The organism is Pseudodonghicola xiamenensis DSM 18339, from assembly GCF_000429365.1.
Taxonomy (GTDB): Bacteria; Pseudomonadota; Alphaproteobacteria; order Rhodobacterales; family Rhodobacteraceae; genus Pseudodonghicola; species Pseudodonghicola xiamenensis.
The window spans coordinates 75,806-92,166 of the sequence record NZ_AUBS01000016.1 but is presented as its reverse complement, the minus strand read 5'-3'; the positions used below and the strand labels follow the sequence as shown (position 1 = coordinate 92,166).

The 16,361-nt window shown below is 63.6% G+C and carries 14 protein-coding genes; 2 read left to right on the top strand and 12 right to left on the bottom strand.

Going from position 1 to position 16,361, the window contains the following annotated elements:
* Window positions 1-830: 830 nt before the first annotated feature.
* The 7 genes from G455_RS0114125 to urtA all read right to left on the bottom strand — a co-directional run bounded on the left by G455_RS0114125 (window position 831) and on the right by urtA (window position 8,150).
* A complete protein-coding gene (locus G455_RS0114125) occupies window positions 831-1,460 on the bottom strand; it encodes a flavin reductase family protein (RefSeq protein ID WP_028094299.1) in 630 nt (209 codons plus the stop codon).
* A gap of 3 nt (window positions 1,461-1,463) precedes the next feature.
* Window positions 1,464-1,595 (bottom strand): hypothetical protein, encoded by a 132-nt coding sequence (locus G455_RS27110; protein ID WP_268246079.1) that lies wholly within the window; start codon window positions 1,593-1,595, stop codon window positions 1,464-1,466.
* Between the two features lie 239 nt (window positions 1,596-1,834).
* Window positions 1,835-2,530: an urea ABC transporter ATP-binding subunit UrtE gene (urtE, locus tag G455_RS0114115; RefSeq protein ID WP_028094298.1), complete on the bottom strand. Its 696-nt coding sequence runs from the start codon at window positions 2,528-2,530 to the stop codon at window positions 1,835-1,837.
* A gap of 80 nt (window positions 2,531-2,610) precedes the next feature.
* Window positions 2,611-3,354, bottom strand: coding sequence for an urea ABC transporter ATP-binding protein UrtD (gene urtD / locus G455_RS0114110; protein WP_028094297.1), 744 nt, complete (start codon window positions 3,352-3,354; stop codon window positions 2,611-2,613).
* Complete coding sequence (gene urtC, locus G455_RS0114105; RefSeq protein ID WP_028094296.1) at window positions 3,351-4,583, bottom strand: urea ABC transporter permease subunit UrtC; 1,233 nt, start codon at window positions 4,581-4,583, stop codon at window positions 3,351-3,353. The genes urtD and urtC overlap by 4 nt, the downstream gene beginning before the upstream one ends.
* A gap of 232 nt (window positions 4,584-4,815) precedes the next feature.
* Window positions 4,816-6,789 (bottom strand): urea ABC transporter permease subunit UrtB, encoded by a 1,974-nt coding sequence (gene urtB, locus G455_RS0114100; protein WP_035366778.1) that lies wholly within the window; start codon window positions 6,787-6,789, stop codon window positions 4,816-4,818.
* Window positions 6,790-6,866: 77 nt separating this feature from the next.
* Window positions 6,867-8,150, bottom strand: a complete 1,284-nt coding sequence (urtA, locus tag G455_RS0114095) for an urea ABC transporter substrate-binding protein (RefSeq protein WP_028094294.1) — start codon at window positions 8,148-8,150, stop codon at window positions 6,867-6,869.
* A 628-nt stretch (window positions 8,151-8,778) separates the two neighbouring features.
* Here urtA and ftsH point away from each other — a divergent pair.
* Window positions 8,779-10,617, top strand: a complete 1,839-nt coding sequence (gene ftsH / locus G455_RS0114090; protein WP_028094293.1) for an ATP-dependent zinc metalloprotease FtsH — start codon at window positions 8,779-8,781, stop codon at window positions 10,615-10,617.
* Between the two features lie 81 nt (window positions 10,618-10,698).
* Here ftsH and G455_RS0114085 read toward each other — a convergent pair whose 3' ends face one another.
* The 4 genes from G455_RS0114085 to G455_RS0114070 all read right to left on the bottom strand — a co-directional run bounded on the left by G455_RS0114085 (window position 10,699) and on the right by G455_RS0114070 (window position 14,555).
* Complete coding sequence (locus G455_RS0114085; protein WP_229861789.1) at window positions 10,699-11,895, bottom strand: multidrug effflux MFS transporter; 1,197 nt, start codon at window positions 11,893-11,895, stop codon at window positions 10,699-10,701.
* 85 nt (window positions 11,896-11,980) lie between these two features.
* Window positions 11,981-12,376 (bottom strand): potassium channel family protein, encoded by a 396-nt coding sequence (locus G455_RS25650; protein ID WP_051312508.1) that lies wholly within the window; start codon window positions 12,374-12,376, stop codon window positions 11,981-11,983.
* On the bottom strand, window positions 12,376-13,035 hold the full coding sequence (locus tag G455_RS0114075) for a DsbA family oxidoreductase (RefSeq protein WP_028094291.1): 660 nt from the start codon (window positions 13,033-13,035) through the stop codon (window positions 12,376-12,378). Before G455_RS0114075 ends, G455_RS25650 begins: the two co-directional genes overlap by 1 nt.
* Window positions 13,032-14,555: a class I adenylate-forming enzyme family protein gene (locus G455_RS0114070; RefSeq protein WP_028094290.1), complete on the bottom strand. Its 1,524-nt coding sequence runs from the start codon at window positions 14,553-14,555 to the stop codon at window positions 13,032-13,034. The genes G455_RS0114075 and G455_RS0114070 overlap by 4 nt, the downstream gene beginning before the upstream one ends.
* Window positions 14,556-14,619: 64 nt before the next feature.
* Here G455_RS0114070 and G455_RS0114065 point away from each other — a divergent pair, with 64 nt between their 5' ends.
* Window positions 14,620-15,243 carry a helix-turn-helix domain-containing protein gene (locus tag G455_RS0114065; RefSeq protein WP_028094289.1) on the top strand — a complete coding sequence of 208 codons (624 nt, stop codon included), beginning with the start codon at window positions 14,620-14,622 and terminating at the stop codon, window positions 15,241-15,243.
* Window positions 15,244-15,256: 13 nt separating this feature from the next.
* Here the strand turns inward: G455_RS0114065 and arsB are convergent, their stop codons facing one another.
* Window positions 15,257-16,273: an ACR3 family arsenite efflux transporter gene (gene arsB / locus G455_RS0114060; RefSeq protein WP_028094288.1), complete on the bottom strand. Its 1,017-nt coding sequence runs from the start codon at window positions 16,271-16,273 to the stop codon at window positions 15,257-15,259.
* Between the last annotated feature and the right edge of the window lie 88 nt (window positions 16,274-16,361).

The following is a 16,361-nucleotide window of genomic DNA, read 5'->3' as shown; positions in this document are numbered from 1 at the left end:
TGCCCTCGGCACCGCCGAGATCGTCAGAGTGGCATGACACCAATGGGGAAAGGGGAAGTCACGCCTTAAGCCGGCGTTGCGCAACAACGCCCATCACGATCGCCGACATGTCCGCGAGGACTTCGTCGAGCGTGTCATGGGGGTGTTCCTGTCCAACTACGTGGAAACCGCCGCCTGAGCGCGCCTGATGTGCCCCGGCAGGGGCCATCATACCCGGGCCCGGGGCCTTGGCATATCTCTGATAGTTGACGGCTGCCGCGGGAGCGGCGCCGGTTCACGCTCCGCTCGGGTCGATAGATCGCCCCGTTCTTGTCACAGCATGATGTTTGTTCTGATAGGGCGCGGCAGATCATCACGGTATTCTCTTCGCCACGCGCAGTCTGCCGTCACTTGCGTAAAATGCGCTGTTGCCGACGGCACTGGGGCCGGTGGCGTTTGCCGCTCAGCTTCAGTGTTTCCAGAGGTTGCACAAAGTCCTACGCGGGCCGTACTGCCATAGCGCGTCCCATCCTTCTAAATCATTGAGATTTATCAGCTAGTAATGTCTCGAAGCTCAGGTCAATCGGCGACGCGAACCTTGCCATTGGTTTTGCGGAAATAGGGATCAAGACAGGTCATCTGCGCCTTGTTTCTGGTTTCTTCATCGCCTGGCACGGTCGAAGTTGGGGTCGGATACCTTTCGTGAGCAGAGAGGTGATGCCTGACATTTATTTCCGTACTATTTGTAAAATCATTCTGTTTTCATATAGTTGATATGCATATCTGATGTGATGGGGGAGGTGTGGGCTGCGGGCCTGTGCGGGGCGCGCTCGGCAGCCTGACGCGGGGGATCAGCCCCGTGGCGTTCCCTTGTAGGCCGGCCGTTTCATCTCGAAGAGTTCACCGCCGCGGAGATACCAGCCACCGCCGTGCATCCGCGCCACCAGGTCAAGCGCGGGAGCATCGACATGGCCGAGTTCCGGGTCAACCATGAAGCGGTCGGCAATGTGAACGGCGACGACCGTGCCGATCGCGATCATCTGCCTGGGGCCTGTCATCACCGCGCAGTGCAATTTGCATTCGAACGACACTGGCGCCTCGGCCAGACGCGGTGGTTGGATCAGGGTGGAGGCGGCGGTTTCCAGTCCTGCCAGTTCGATTTCACTTACCTCTGGCGGCGCATTGACCGAGGTCTGGTTCATCTTTTCCGCCAGATCGGCCGAGACCAGATTCACCACGAATTCGCCGGTGGCCTGGATATTCTCGGCCGTATCCTTCAGACCGCGCGTCGGATCCGGCTGCAGCCCCAGCGCCAGTGTCGGTGGTTCCGATCCCATCACGTTGAAAAAGCTGAAGGGTGCGACATTGACGACGCCATCCTGCGACCGGGTCGATACCCAGGCGATGGGGCGCGGGGTCACCGTGGCGGTCAGCAGCTTGTAGATGAACTGCGCCGGGTGGTGCGAGCAATCGTAGAACATCGCTTATTCCTTGACGAGCCGCGCAGGCGGAGCGGCGCGGAGCTTCGGGGACAGACTGAGGGCCTGGAAATCGACATAGCGGTTGGTGATATCGAAATCAATTTTGCCGATGTGGGCGGAGGGGCTTTGCGGCATTGAAGGCCCCTCGATATCGGAGGAGGAAGGCTGCATCCGGCCCGGGAAAGGGTGTGGGATGAGATGGTCGAAGCGGTGGCCCCGGCACGTCGTGCGCCATGCTCGGGCCCGAGGGGCGTGGACAGAAGTCGCCAGGGATCACAGGTTGCAGGCGATCGTCCTTGTCCCGCCCTGGGCCATGCGTCCGGCTGTTTCTGGCCCGTGGAGCAGGGGGGGACGGAACGGGCAGGGCCTCTCTGTCAGACCGAGACCTTGGACAACAGCTCCTCCCGCCCGATGGCGGATTTCTCACCCTTCAGGATCACCTCGCCCCGGCGCAGCACCACGACGCGGTCGGCCAGCCGATAGGCGAAGTCGAAATACTGTTCGACCAGCACGATGGCCATGCCACCGCGGTCGCGTAGCAGTTTGATGACCTCGCCGATCTGCTGGATGATATTGGGCTGGATGCCCTCGGTCGGCTCGTCCAGCAGCAGGAGTTTCGGCTTGGTGATCAGGGCGCGGGCGATGGCGAGCTGTTGCTGCTGCCCGCCCGACAGATCGCCACCGCGCCGGGCGAGGAAATCCTTTAGGATCGGGAACAGCTCGAAGATCTCGTCCGGGATGACATGTTCCGAGGCGGGCAGGCAGGCATAGCCGGTTTCCAGGTTCTCCTTCACCGTCAGCAGCGGGAAGATTTCGCGCCCCTGCGGCACGTATCCCACGCCCTTGTGTGCCAGTTGATAGGAGGGCAGAACCCCCAGGGCTTCGCCATCCAGTTCCACCGAGCCGCCCGATCGCGGATGGGTGCCTGACAGCGCTTTGAGGAGCGAGGTCTTGCCGACCCCGTTGGTGCCCATCACACAGGTGACCTCGCCGGCCTTGGCCTCGAAGGAGATGCCGTTCAGGATCCGGCTGTGGCCGTAATGCAGGGTCAGGTTCTCGGTCTTCAGCATGTCGGCCTCTCGGGACGGTTGGCGGATGCGCGGCGCCACGGGTTGCGGGGGGCGGAGCTTGGTGGTTTTTCCCGCATCGCTCAGCGCCCCAGGTAGACGTCGATGACCTGCTGGTTCGCAGTCACGTGATCGAGGCTGCCTTCGGCCAGGACCGCGCCCTCGTGCAGCACCGTCACCTTGCAGTTCAGCCGGCGGACAAAGTCCATGTCATGTTCCACCACCACCACGGCGCGGGTTCTGGCGGCCTCGACCAGGATATCGGTGGTGTGTTCGCGTTCGGCCAGCGTCATGCCGGCGGCGGGCTCGTCCACCAGCAAAAGGCGCGGTTCCTGCGCCAGGAGCATGCCGATCTCCAGCCATTGCTTCTGGCCGTGGCTCAGCTCTCCCGACTTGCGGGAAAGCTGGTCGGCAAGGCCGATCTGCGCTGCCAGCTCCTCCACCCGGGCCTGATCCTGGGCGGCGGGGCGGTAGATCAGCACCGGGAAGGGGCCGCGCTTGTTCTTCACCGCCATCAGCAGGTTATCCTGAATGCTCTGATCTTCGAACACGGTGGGGCGCTGGAACTTGCGCCCGATGCCTTCCCGCGCGATCCGTGCCTCGTTCATGCCGATCAGGTTGATGCTCTTCTCGCCCCAGAGCACGCGCCCCGCATCGGGCCGCGTCTTGCCGGTGACGATATCCATGAATGTCGTCTTGCCGGCGCCATTGGGGCCGATGATCGCCCGCATCTCGGCCGGGCCGATGGTAAAGGAGAGGTTGTTGATCGCACGAAACCCGTCGAAGCTGACCGAGACGCCGGAAACCTCAAGAAGCTGACCTTTCATTCCACCGCCTCCTTCTCGCGCAGCGATCCCTGATCAGGGCCGAGGTCATCTCCATGCCGGTCGGGGCGGCGGCGATCGGCGATCAGATCGAACAGGCCACCGATCCCCTTGGGGGCAAATAGCGTGACCAGCACGAAGGATAGCCCCAGCACGATCAGCCACCAGTCAACCCATTTGACGGTATAAAAGCCCAGGTTGACGTCGGGCGCTTGGCCGCCGGTGAACCAGGTCGAGATCAGAGAGACGAAGACTGCCCCGATCACCGCGCCATAGAGCCGGCCGCGCCCGCCGATCGCCACCCAGACCGCCAGATAGATCGAGGCGATCGGCGCGATCTCGGCCGGGTTGATGATGCCGGCCTGCGGGTAATAGAGCGCCCCGGCGATCCCCGCGATCATTGCGGTCAGGGTGAAGATCACCAGCTTGTAGCTTTCCACCGAATAGCCCAGGAACCGCACTCGCGCCTCATTATCGCGAATGCCGCGCACCACCGATCCGAACTTGCCCGAGACCACCCAGGCCGCCAGAAGATAGCCGAGCCCAAGGGCGAGGGCCGAGGCCCAGAGGAACCAGACCGAGACTGTGGATTGCGGCACCGCGTTAAGCCCGGGCAGGTTCTGCAGGCCCGACAGGCCGTTGTTGCCGCGCAATCCGCTGTCGTTCTGGAAGAGGTAGAGCGACAGCGCCAGTGTCATCGCCTGGGTCAGGATCGACAGGTAAACCCCGGTGACGCGAGAGCGGAAGGCGAGCCAGCCGAAGATCAGCGCCAGAAGGCCGGGCAGGGCGACGACCAGAAACAATTGGATCGTCAGGCTGTCGGCGAAGGACCAGACCAGGGGAAAGTCGCTCGATCCCACCACGCCGAATATCTGGTTTCCGATGGCGTCGACCACCTCTTGCGGGGTGGGCGGGATCGGCGCCTCGGCCAGCGAGGTCTCGACGATGCCGCGGGTGCGTTCGTACATCAGCCACATGCCGATCATGTAGCCGCCGAGGCCGAAGAAGGCGAAATGGCCCAGGGAAAGGATACCGCAATAGCCCCAGACCAGATCCATGGCGACGGCCACCAGCGCCAGGCAGAGCGTCTTGCCCAGCGTCTTGACGAAGGACGTGGACATGAGGCCCACCCCGAAGCCTTCGGATACCGCCGTTACCCCCAGGGTGAAGAGCGCCAGCAGGGCGAGGAAGATCAGGACCGAGGGGTTGCGAAAGACGAAGGATCGGGTCATGCGCACGCCCTCCGGTTCGGGTGATGGTTCACCGGGGGCGTCAGTGGCATCGACCATTGGGTCCGCCCGGCGGCATCGTCGGGCAGCGCCGGCACTGCCCCCCTACGGGGCGGGCGCTTTTGACATGAGGTGGGACGGCGATCTGATGGTGCGCCGACCGCGCCTTCCTCAACCCCGCCCCGCGCGGCGCGGGCGCTGCCCTGAGTGCTTTGAAATGATGAGATAAACATGCTCAATCCCCCGCCGCGCGGCCCTTGAGCGCGATGATCCCGCGCGGCCGGAACTGGATGAAGATGATGATGAAGACGATCATATAGGTCTGTGCCGCCAGCGTGTTCGACGGGTTCAGCCATTCGATGCCCTTTTGCAGAAAACCGATCAGCGTGGCGCCCGCCAGCGTGCCCCAGACATTGCCGACACCGCCGACCACCACGGTCATGAAGCTTTGCACGATGTAATCCTGCCCAAGCTCGGATGTGACCTTGGCGAAAAGCCCGATGGCGACGCCGGCGATCCCGGCGATGCCGGAGCCGAGCCCGAAGGTCAGCATGTTGACCCGGTCGGGGTTGATCCCCATGGAGCCCGCCATCTTCGGGTTCTGCGTCACCGCCCGCGTCTCCAGCCCCAGCCGGGTGCGGTTCATGATCCAGAGGTAGATGGCCAGGAACACCAAGGCGAGCACGAAGATGGCGATGCGGATATAGGAAATCCCCACCACGTCGTTGAGTTCCCAGGCGCCGTCCAGCCAGCCCGGCGCGGTCAGCGGCCTTGCCTGGGTGCCGAATATGTTCTTGGCAAGCTGTTGCAGCGCGATGGAAATTCCGAAGGTCGCCAGTAGCGTTTCCAGCGGCCGGTGATAGAGCCAGCGGATCACCAGCCGCTCCATCGCCACGCCGGCGCTGAAGGTGACCGCGAAGGCCAGCGGAATGGCAAGGATGATCGACAGCGTGTAATCGGGCACGATCTGCTGCACCACATAACCGGTATAGGCGCCCATCATGATGAATTCGCCATGCGCCATGTTGATCACCCCCATCACCCCGAAGGTGATGGCGAGCCCGATGGCGGCCAGGAAGTAGATCGAGGCGAGCGACAGCGCGTCCAGTGTCAGATCAAGCGCCTGGTTGAGCCCGACGCTGGTGGAAATCGACGCAAGCGTCGTAGCTGCGGCACTGGTCACCACGGCAGAAGGTTCGTCATAGATTGCCCAGAACCGGCCGTTCTTCACTGCGGTTTCTGCATCCTCGCCGGGGGTGAAGGGCGGCACCAGACCGTCCCTGGCCAGGGCGGCATAAGCTCGGTCGCGGGCGGCTTGGGTGTTCAATTGGCCGATCGGTACGCCGCCGACGCGGCCACCGTCGATATGGGCGATCAGCGCCGCCTTGCGCTCGTCGATCGTGGGAATGGCGGTGGCGGCTCCGGCGGCGACCATCAGGGCATGGGCGTCGTGAACGGACAGCTCGGCGCTGCCGGGGCTGAGCTCGTGGGCGATATTGCCGCTGGGGGGGGCGGCCGAAAACATCACCTTGGTCGCCAGCAGCGGATTCAGCGCCGCCCGCGCATCCACCCCGATATCGCCCTTGAACGACCGGATGGCGGCGACGCGCTCGTTTTCGGCACTGGAGAACCGGATGGTCAGCAGCCGCAGCATGCGCTCCTTGGCGGCCTTGATCGCGGCGTCGGTCTCGCCTGCAATCGAGGCAGCAAGCGCCTCCAGGTGCGACGGTTCGGCATCGCGGGTAATGGCATCGAGCGCCTCGTGCCGCTTGGCCGGGTCGGGGTCGGTCAACTGGAACCGCACCAGCGCCGCGCCGATCAGCCCGCGCACCCCCGAATTGGGTTTGAGCTGTTTCAGATCAGCCCCCGACATGGCGCCAAGGTCGCTGCCACTGTCGAAATCGAAAAGCTCCACGCTATTGCGGTCAATCTCTTTGCCGCGAAAGAACAAACCGTCGCTCTGACGCTGATACATCTCCTTGGCCTGCCAGCTTTCCAGCACGGTCTGCGCCTGCGGCAGGCCAGAGCCGACGATGGCGTCGATGGCCTTCGCCACGGTTCTGCGCGAGGCTTTTTCGATCAGCGCGCGATGGGCCTGGAGGACGGGTTGGATGCCGCTCTCCTCGGCCGCGAGCGGGCCGGGAAACAGGGCGAGACAGGCCAGCGCGAGGCAGGCCAGAAGGGAGACGATCCGCGATCGTGTCGGCATGGGCGGCGCTCTGACTGAAAGAGACGGGGGATCACCCCGGGGGCGGCAAGGGCCCCGGGGTGCATGCGGACAGCCGATCAGTAGTTGGACTTGATCTGCACGCAGCTCTTGGTCTCGGTATTGTACATACCGCAGCCCAGATCCTTCCAATCCGAAGTCAGCACCGCCGATTCCGGCAGATAGTCGGTCCAGGCGTCGCCCGGCACCGGTTCGGTCTGGCTGATGACGTCGAACTGGCCGTCGGCCTGGATTTCGCCGATCAGCACCGGTTTTGACAGGTGGTGGTTGACCCCCATCTTGGCCGTGCCGCCGGTCAGGTTCGGGAATTCCTGGCCCCACATGTGTTCTCGTACCGCATCCACATCGGTGGTGCCGGCCTCGGTCACCGCGTTCACCCACATGTTGAAGCCGATGTAATGCGCCTCCATCGGGTCATTGGTGACGCGCTTGGGATCGCCGATGAAATCATGCCACTCCTTGATGAATGCGGCATTCTCCGGCGTGTCGGCCGACATGAAATAGTTCCAGGCCGCCAGATGGCCGACCAGGTTGGTGGTATCGAGACCGGAAAGTTCTTCTTCACCGACCGAGAAGGCGACGACCGGGATATCATCGGCCGAAATGCCCTGTGCCGCCAGTTCCTTGTAAAAGCCGATATTGGCGTCGCCGTTGATGGTCGAGATCACGCCGACCTTCTTGCCGTCGGCCCCCAGCGCCTTGACGTCCGAGACGATCTTGGACCAGTCTGAATGGCCGAAGGGGGTATAGTTGACGAAGATATCTTCGGCCGGGATGCCCTTGGCCTTCAGATAGGCCTCGAGGATGTTGTTGGTGGTCCGGGGATAAACATAGTCGGTTCCAAGCAGCGCGAATTTCTCCACCCCCAGTTCATCCAGGAAGTAATCGGTCGCCGGGATCGCCTGCTGGTTCGGCGCGGCGCCGGTGTAGAACACGTTTTTCGAGCTTTCCTCACCCTCGTATTGCACGGGGTAGAACATCAACCCGTTCAGCTCTTCCAGCACCGGCAGCACTGATTTGCGGCTGACGCTGGTCCAGGCGCCGAAGATCACATCGACCTTCTGCACTGTCAGAAGTTCGCGCGCCTTTTCGGCGAAAAGCGGCCAGTCAGAGGCCGGATCCACGACTTCTGCCTCAAGCTGACAGCCCAAGAGGCCGCCTTTCTTGTTCTGTTGGTCCACCAGCATAAGCATGGTGTCCTTCAGCGTGGTCTCGGAAATCGCCATCGTGCCCGACAGCGAATGCAGCACACCCACCTTGATCGGACAATCCGCGGCCATGGCCGCCGTGCTCAGGGCCGCAAGGGCAGTGGTCGCGGCCAGTGCGCGTTTCAAAAATGTCATCGAATACTCCCCGCGGGGTAAGAGACAAGGTTGAACGCATGTGGGCGCGCGCCTACATCTCCTCCCGCAACTTTTGTTGCACCCGTGCGGCGGCCGGACCGAATTCCACCTCAGATGGCCGTCACACACCCCCAGTCGTTTCCGTCATTCTTGTGTTGCGTGTCGCCGGGTGGTTTGGAAAGCGTCCTCGTAACCGGGGTTTTCAGGCAATCGCCGCCAAGGCCGGGAACCGTGTGGTGCCGCATTTTGCCCAATTTGCGGGCAATATTGCGTGGATGGACTGGAAAATAATCAAAGAGTGTCTCGGATTTTGGCTTCCGTAAGGGAAGTCTGGGCCGTTGGTCAGGCAGTCGGGCGCGTGTCACGGTCTTGCCGGCAGGGGCTTGCCGAGGCGCTGGAAGCACCGGGTGGGATTTAACGCCGGCGGCCAGATCACCAGCGGTCTGAAGCCTGCAGGCAGGTGACCATCGCGGGGGCGGGCCTGAGGCGAAGCCGTGGAGAAGAAGGCGACAGCCCTGGCAGAAGCACACGGGCCTTACCTGCAAAAGGCGACCGGCGCAGTGGTTTTCCCGGATGGATTGACTGGGCGCTTCGGCATAGGATCGGGCGAAACAAAGGATCCGAGGCGATGAACGGAAAAGCGAAATTCAACCTCTGGTACTGGGTGGCGGCCTTCTTCGGGCTGATGGTGATCCAGTATTTCTATGTCACGGCCACTCAGGTCGCGACCATTCCCTACAGCCAGTTCGAGAGCTATCTGAAAGACGGCAAGATTTCCGAAGTCGCGGTCTCTGATCAGTATATCCAGGGCAAGTTCAAGGAGCCGGTGGACAATCGCCCGATGTTCGTCACCACCCGGGTGGAGCCTGAACTGGCCAAGGATTTGCAACAATACGATATCGTCGTCAGCGGCCAGGTCCAAAGCACCTTCCTGCGCGATCTGGCGTCCTGGGTGATCCCGGTGGCGCTGTTCGTCGGCATCTGGATGTTCATGCTGAAACGCATGGGCGCCGGCGGCATGGGCGGCGGGCTGATGCAGATCGGCAAATCCAAGGCCAAGGTCTATGTCGAAAGCGATACCGGCGTCACCTTCGACGATGTCGCGGGCGTCGACGAGGCGAAGGAAGAGCTGGTCGAGATCGTCGATTTCCTCAAGAACCCGGCCGATCACAACCGTCTGGGCGGGCGGATGCCCAAGGGCATCCTTCTGGTGGGCCCTCCGGGCACCGGCAAGACGCTGCTGGCCAAGGCCGTCGCCGGTGAGGCGGGCGTGCCGTTCTTCTCGATCTCGGGTTCGGAATTCGTCGAGATGTTCGTGGGCGTCGGTGCCGCGCGGGTGCGCGATCTGTTCGAACAGGCGCGGCAGAAGGCGCCGGCGATCATCTTCATCGACGAACTTGATGCCATGGGCCGTGCCCGTGGCATCGGGCCGATGGCCGGCGGCCATGACGAGAAGGAGCAGACGCTGAACCAGCTTCTGGTCGAACTCGACGGGTTTGATAGCTCCTCCGGCCTGGTGCTGCTGGCGGCCACCAACCGGCCCGAGATCCTCGACCCGGCGCTGTTGCGCGCGGGCCGCTTCGATCGGCAGGTTCTGGTCGACCGGCCGGATCGGGTGGGGCGGGTGCAGATCCTCGATATCTACATGAAGAAGGCCAAGATCGCCTCGGACGTGGATGCCGAACAGATCGCGGCACTGACCCCGGGGTTCACCGGTGCCGATCTGGCCAATCTGGTGAACGAGGCCGCGTTGCTGGCCACCCGTCGCGATGGGCAGGCGGTGACGATGGAGGATTTCAACAACGCCATCGAACGGATCATCGCCGGGCTTGAGAAACGCAACCGGCTGCTGAACCCGAAGGAACGCGATATCGTCGCCCATCATGAGATGGGCCATGCGCTGGTGGCGATGACGCTGCCGGGGGTCGATCCGGTTCACAAGGTGTCGATCATTCCGCGCGGCATCGGCGCGCTTGGCTATACCATCCAGCGCCCAACCGAGGATCGCTTTCTGATGACGCGGGAGGAGTTGGAGAACAAGATGTGTGTGCTGATGGGCGGGCGCGCGGCGGAATGGGTGGTTTATCGCCATCTGTCCACCGGCGCCTCGGACGATCTGGTCAAGATCACTGATATCGCCCGCGCCATCGTCACCCGCTATGGCATGGACGACAAGCTGGGCCATGTGGCGCTGGAGCAGGACCGGCGCGCTTTCCTGGCCGGAGATCAGCCCTATTACGGCCCGCAGGAGCGCAGCTATTCCGAGGCGACGGCGGCGGCGGTGGATGCCGAGGTGCGCAAGATCATGGCCGGGGTCTTCGACCGGACCGTCAAAGTGCTGGAAGAGCGGCGGAATATCCTCGAGGCCACGGCGAAGCTATTGCTGGAAAAGGAAACGCTGCTGGCCAAGGACATCAAGTCGGTGATCGAGGCCGAGAGCGCGACGGCACCGGCTGCCGCCAGCTGATCTCCCCGCCAGGGGGGAGGAAGGACGCCATGCCGTCGACGCCGCAAAGGGGCCATCGGCGGCATGGTTTCGTTTCGGCCCCTATACGGGCTGCCGGTGTTCCTGTCGGGACATCAGCAGCATCAGCACGAAGCCGGTTACCGAGAGGAACAGGATACTGATGAGCAGCGGCCAGAGCGTGCCGTTGAACATCTGCCCCATCGGGGTGGCAAGGATCGCCGCCCCGACGGTGGCGACCGCCCCGATGATCGAGGCCGCCATGCCGGCGATATGGCCCATCGGCTCCATCCCGATGGCATTCAGGTTGCCCATCAGCGTGCCGGCCAGGAAAAACACCGCCGTCTGCCAGCCGAGAAAGGCCCAGAACAGCAGGTGCTGATCGCTGAGCGTGGCGGTGATCGCCAGCATCAGCAGCGTCACCACGATCTGGCTGCCAAGGGCCCAGGTGACGATCCGGCGCATGCCGATCCGGACCACGATGGCCGCGTTTAGCAGGCTGGCCGAGCCCGAGAACAGCGCAATGGCGCCGAAGTAGATCGGGAAATTCTCTCCCTCGTCGAAGATGATATCATAGACCGGCTGCACCATTAGGATCATGGTGAACAGCGAGGCCATGCACAGAAGTTGCACCATGATCGACAGCCGCACGGTGGGATGGCGGGCCATTTCGCCCAGGGCGGCGGCCATCAGCCTGGGCCGGATCGCGCGGCGGCTCTCGCGGGCCAGGGTTTCGGGCAGGCGTATCCCGAGCCACAGCACCGAGACCAGCGAGAACAGGATGAAGGCGAGAAAGATCGACCGCCAGCCGGCAAGTGCGATGATGCCCTGGCCCATCAGCGGCGCCAGGGCGGGGAATATGGTGAAGATCATCATCGCGAAAGACACGGTCTTGGCCATTTCGCGGCCGGAATAGAGATCGCGCACGATCGCCAGCGATACCACCCGCGGCCCGGCGGCACCGAACCCCTGCAGGACGCGGGCAGCCAGAACCACCTCGAGCGAGGTGCTGGACCAGGCGATGGCGGCACCGAGGATATAGGTCGCGGCCCCGGCCACGATCACTGGCTTGCGCCCGAAGGCATCCGACAACGGCCCAGTGATGAAAGTCCCTGCACCCATGCCCAGCACGAAGGCGGAGATGATCATCTGCGCCCGGTTGATCGCCTCGGGGCTTAGCTCGGCGCCGATCTCGGGCAGGGCGGGCAGCATCGAGTCGATGGAAAAGGCGATGGTGGCGAACATCATCGCGATCAAGGCGATGAATTCTTGACGTGACATCTGGTTCTTCATGCGGTCCCCCGTCTAACCCCGGGCCGGTATCACGCTCAGGGAACTCGCGCCAGATGGGAAAACCCTTGCCGGGTCATTCCGCCGGGGAAGGCCTGCCCCCGGGGGTGTCGGGGTCGTCGGGTTGATCGTCTTCGTTGGCGGTCTGGTTCTCGGGCTCGGAATGGCCGTGATGGCCCAGCCGGGCGATCAGCCATTCGGTCTCTTCCTCACGCTTGCGCATGTTATAAAGCGCGAACTGCTGGATCGCGACGGCGAAGATGCCAAGGCCGAAGAAGATCAGCAGCGTGGCGCCGATCTTGCCGATGACGGTGACCGGGACCAGATTGCCGTAACCGACGGTCGAGATGGTGACGACGGTGAAAAAATAGGAATCCACCCAATTCCAGCGTTCGACATAGTGAAAGAACACTGTACCCAGCGTAACCACGAACATCACGCTGTAGAACACCGTCAAGGGCTTGAAATACATCACCGGCTAAGCTGCTCCCCGATCTCCTCCATCACCTTTTGCCACAATTCCGCCGGTTGCGCACCTGGAACGGCATGCTGCCCGGCCACGATGAAGGTCGGGACCGAGGTGATCCCCATGTCACGGCTGTGGGCGTCGCGGGCGCGAATGGCCTCGCAATCGGCGTCGGAGGCCAGCAACTTGTGGATCACCGCGGCATCCATGCCGACACTGTCGGCGATATCGCTCAGAACCTCTGCATCGCCGATATCGCGGCCCTCGGCGAAATAGGCATGGAACAGGGCATCGACGACTTCATATTGCAGGCCCTCGATGCCGGCCCAGTGGATCAACCGGTGCGCGTCGAGCGTGTTGGGCGTGCGCGTCATCGCCGCCAGATCGAGCGGCAGCCCAAGGGCCTCGGCCCGTTCGACCATCGGCGCATAGGCAGCGGCCGCGTTTTCCTTGCCGCCGAATTTCGTCTCCAGGTAGGTCCGCCGGTCCATGCCGCCTCTGGGCATCTCGGGGTTGAGCTGGAACGGATGGAATTCGATCACGAAGGGATGCTCGGGCACGGTGGCCAGGGCGCGGTCAAGTTCGGCCTTGCCGATATAGCACCAGGGGCAGATCGGATCGGCCATGATGTCCAGCTTGACGGTCTTGCTTTGGGTCTCGGTCATGTGTCGGCTTCTTGCGGGTAATAGGCCTTGAGCGCCCGGCGCAGCAGTTTGCCGTTGGCGCCCGAGGGCAGGGTATCTAGATGGACGAAAGCCCGCGGTTGCTTGTAGCGCGCGAGCCGAGGTTCGAGATAGGCGCTCAGCTCCACCTCGGAAAGGGGGCGCGGGCCGGAATAGAAGGCGACGATGACGCGGGTTCCGGGCTTCACCTCGATCTCGGTGGCACCGACCTGCTCGATCCCCGGATAGGGGGCGAGTGCGGCCTCCACCTCGACCGGAGAGACGCGATAGCCGCCGGCGTTCATCATGTCGTCGTTGCGGCCGAGATAGGTGATTTCCCCATCAATGGCCATGGCGCCCTGATCACCGGTCAGGAACCAATCGCCATGAATGCGCGCCGCGGATTCCTCGGGCGCGTTCAGATAGCCCAGCATCAGACCTGGATCGCTGCGATGAATGGCGATGGTGCCGGGCTCGCCCTGCGGCACCGGCTTGTCGTCGGCGCCCAAGATGGCAATGCGGCGGCCCACCTGAGGCCGTCCCAGCGCAGCGCCCCGCGCCGGATGCGCCGGGCTGGATGAGATGAAGGTCGAACATTCCGACATGCCATAGGCCTCGTGCAGCTCGGTGCCGGTGGTCTCGACCCACTGCCGGTGCAGATCGGGCGAGAGCTTTTCCCCGGCGCTGAGCCCGTGGCGCAGATGCGGCAGGTCCAGCCGGTTGCGCCCGCGCAGCATACGGCGATAGACACCCGGGGCTGCGGCGAAGATGGTGGCGCGGTGGGCGGCGAGGATCTCGGGCAGGTGGGTGATCTCGGTTCCGGCTTCGGGGATCAGCGCGGTGGCGCCGATGGTCCAGGGGTCCATCAACCCGGTGCCGAGCGTATAGGTCCAGTTGAAGGCGCCGGCGTGGCACAGCCGGTCTTCGGACGTCAGCCCGTACCAGCCCTCGATCATCATCTGCCGGGCCCAGATGGCGCGATGCGCATGGGCGACGGCACGCGGATTGCCCGAGGTGCCCGAGGTATAGACGATATAGGCCAGCCGCTCCGGATCGCCCATGTCCCAGTCGCAGGGCGGCAGATCGCGCATCATTGCCAGTTCCACGAGCCTGATCTGGTTGGGGTGATCGGCGCAGGGGATCTCAGGATCGCGTAGCACCGCCGCCGGTGCCAGATCATCGAGCATCTTCTGCGTCTCTGGCGCGGTCAGCTGGGTCGAGGTCGGCACCGGCACCAGACCCACCGCCATGGCACCAAGATAGGCGATCGGGAAATCGACGGTATTGCCCAGCCGCATCAGCAGGATTTGCCCGGGCCGAAGTCCGCGCGCCAACAGCCCGGCGCCGGTGCCGCGCACCGCTTGCGCCAGTCGGGCATAGCTCCAGTCCTCCGACCCGCCCAGACGCAGGACCGAGAGGGCGATCTTTTCCGGCACGGCCTCGGCGTGTCGCAGGACATGCGCGGCCAGGTTGAACGGGGCGGGGCAGGGCGGCGGCAGCCCTTGGTCGAATACGGATTGCATGATCCATCGCTAGCCGGAGAAACCCCGCGTTGCAAGCGCACGGCGTGCCCCCTATAGAGACGATATGACGTCAAGGGACCCGAAATCCATCATCCGTATCGCCCGTGCCGGCGAACCCGAGATCTCGGCCGAGCCGCTGGACCTCGGGGCGCGGGTGCGCGAGCTGCGCAAGGCGCGCAACTGGACCCTGGAACAGGCGGCGACCCAGGCCGGACTGGCGCGGTCGACGCTGTCGAAGATCGAGAACGGCCAGATGTCGCCGACCTATGAGGCGCTGAAGAAACTGGCCGTCGGGCTGGAAATCTCGGTGCCGCAGCTCTTCACGCCGCCGCAGAAGGATCAGGTCAATGGTCGGCTGGCGCTGACCCGGTCGGGCAAGGGCGCGGATTATGCCACCGCCACCTATGAGCACGAGCTGCTGGCCGAGACGCTGACCAAGAAGCAGATGCTGCCCTATCGTGCCCGGGTGCGTGCCCGCAGCATGGAGGAATTCGAAGGCTGGGTCCGCCATGACGGCGAAGAGTTTCTTTATGTGCTGACCGGCGTCATCAAGCTTTATTCCGAGTTCTATGAGCCGATCGAGATGCGCCGCGGCGACAGCGCCTATTACGACGCCAGCATGGGCCATAACGTGATCTCGGTCAGCGAGGAAGATGCGACCATCCTCTGGGTCACCTCGCTGGTCTGACGCCGTGCCGGGCTTAACCCGGGAACCAGTGGCGGGTTCGGTTGGCGAACCAGACCAGTGACAGCATCACCGGCACCTCGACCAGCACGCCCACCACGGTGGCCAGCGCCGCGCCGGAGTTGAGCCCGAAGAGCGAGATCGCCACCGCCACCGCGAGTTCGAAGAAATTCGAGGTACCGATCATGCAGGCCGGCGCCGCGATGGCATGGCGCAGCCGCAGGGTGCGGGCCATGGCATAGGCGATGGCGAAGATGCCATAGGTCTGGATCAACAGCGGCACCGCGATCATGGCGATGGCCTCCGGCCGGGCGAGGATGGTTTCGGCCTGAAAGCCGAAGAGCAGCACCACCGTGGCCAGAAGGCCGATCGCTGACCAGGGCTTCAACCGGGCGACGAAGCCCGACAGGGCAGCCGGCCCACGTCGGTTCAGCCGGTGCCGGCTGAGCGCCCCGGCCGCCAGCGGCAGCACCACATAGAGCGCGACCGAGATCAGCAATGTCTCCCACGGCACGGTGACATCCGAGATCCCCAGCAGGAACCCGGCGAGCGGCGCGAAGGCAAAGATCATGATGACGTCGTTCAGCGACACCTGCACCAGGGTGTAGTTAGGATCGCCCTTGGTCAGTTGGCTCCAGACGAAGACCATGGCGGTGCAGGGTGCCACCCCCAGCAGGATCATGCCGGCGATATATTCGCCGGCGGTCTGCGGATCGACCCAGGGCGCAAAGATCACCCGGAAGAACAGCCAGCCAAGCGCCGCCATGGTGAAAGGCTTGATCAGCCAGTTGATCACCAGCGTCAGCACCAGCCCGCGCGGGGCGCGTCCGACATCGGAGATGGCGGCGAAGTCGATCTGCACCATCATCGGATAGATCATCACCCAGATCAGCAGCGCGACGACCAGGTTCACATGCGCGATCTCGAGCCCGGCGATGGCGATGAAGAGGCCGGGAATGAGGTTGCCCAATGTCACGCCGGCGAGGATCGCCAGCCCGACCCAGAGCGACAGAAACCGTTCGAAATTGCCCATGATCCACCTCTTTGCCCGATCTGCCTCGGATTTTTCCCGACCGGCGCCGGCGCGCTTTGCCCTGTGCTTAGGACGCGGAAAGGATGAT

Excerpts from the sequence above, each read along its gene's own strand:
- G455_RS0114125 (WP_028094299.1), bottom strand. The coding sequence starts at position 1,460 with ATGTTCTACGATTGCTCGCACCACCCGGCGCAGTTCATCTACAAGCTG.
- G455_RS0114070 (WP_028094290.1), bottom strand. The coding sequence starts at position 14,555 with ATGCAATCCGTATTCGACCAAGGGCTGCCGCCGCCCTGCCCCGCCCCG.
- ftsH (WP_028094293.1), top strand. The coding sequence starts at position 8,779 with ATGAACGGAAAAGCGAAATTCAACCTCTGGTACTGGGTGGCGGCCTTC.
- G455_RS27110 (WP_268246079.1), bottom strand. The coding sequence starts at position 1,595 with ATGCCGCAAAGCCCCTCCGCCCACATCGGCAAAATTGATTTCGATATC.
- G455_RS25650 (WP_051312508.1), bottom strand. The coding sequence starts at position 12,376 with ATGTATTTCAAGCCCTTGACGGTGTTCTACAGCGTGATGTTCGTGGTT.
- urtA (WP_028094294.1), bottom strand. The coding sequence starts at position 8,150 with ATGACATTTTTGAAACGCGCACTGGCCGCGACCACTGCCCTTGCGGCC.
- G455_RS0114075 (WP_028094291.1), bottom strand. The coding sequence starts at position 13,035 with ATGACCGAGACCCAAAGCAAGACCGTCAAGCTGGACATCATGGCCGAT.
- urtB (WP_035366778.1), bottom strand. The coding sequence starts at position 6,789 with ATGCCGACACGATCGCGGATCGTCTCCCTTCTGGCCTGCCTCGCGCTG.
- arsB (WP_028094288.1), bottom strand. The coding sequence starts at position 16,273 with ATGGGCAATTTCGAACGGTTTCTGTCGCTCTGGGTCGGGCTGGCGATC.
- urtE (WP_028094298.1), bottom strand. The coding sequence starts at position 2,530 with ATGCTGAAGACCGAGAACCTGACCCTGCATTACGGCCACAGCCGGATC.
- urtD (WP_028094297.1), bottom strand. The coding sequence starts at position 3,354 with ATGAAAGGTCAGCTTCTTGAGGTTTCCGGCGTCTCGGTCAGCTTCGAC.
- G455_RS0114085 (WP_229861789.1), bottom strand. The coding sequence starts at position 11,895 with ATGTCACGTCAAGAATTCATCGCCTTGATCGCGATGATGTTCGCCACC.
- urtC (WP_028094296.1), bottom strand. The coding sequence starts at position 4,583 with ATGACCCGATCCTTCGTCTTTCGCAACCCCTCGGTCCTGATCTTCCTC.
- G455_RS0114065 (WP_028094289.1), top strand. The coding sequence starts at position 14,620 with ATGACGTCAAGGGACCCGAAATCCATCATCCGTATCGCCCGTGCCGGC.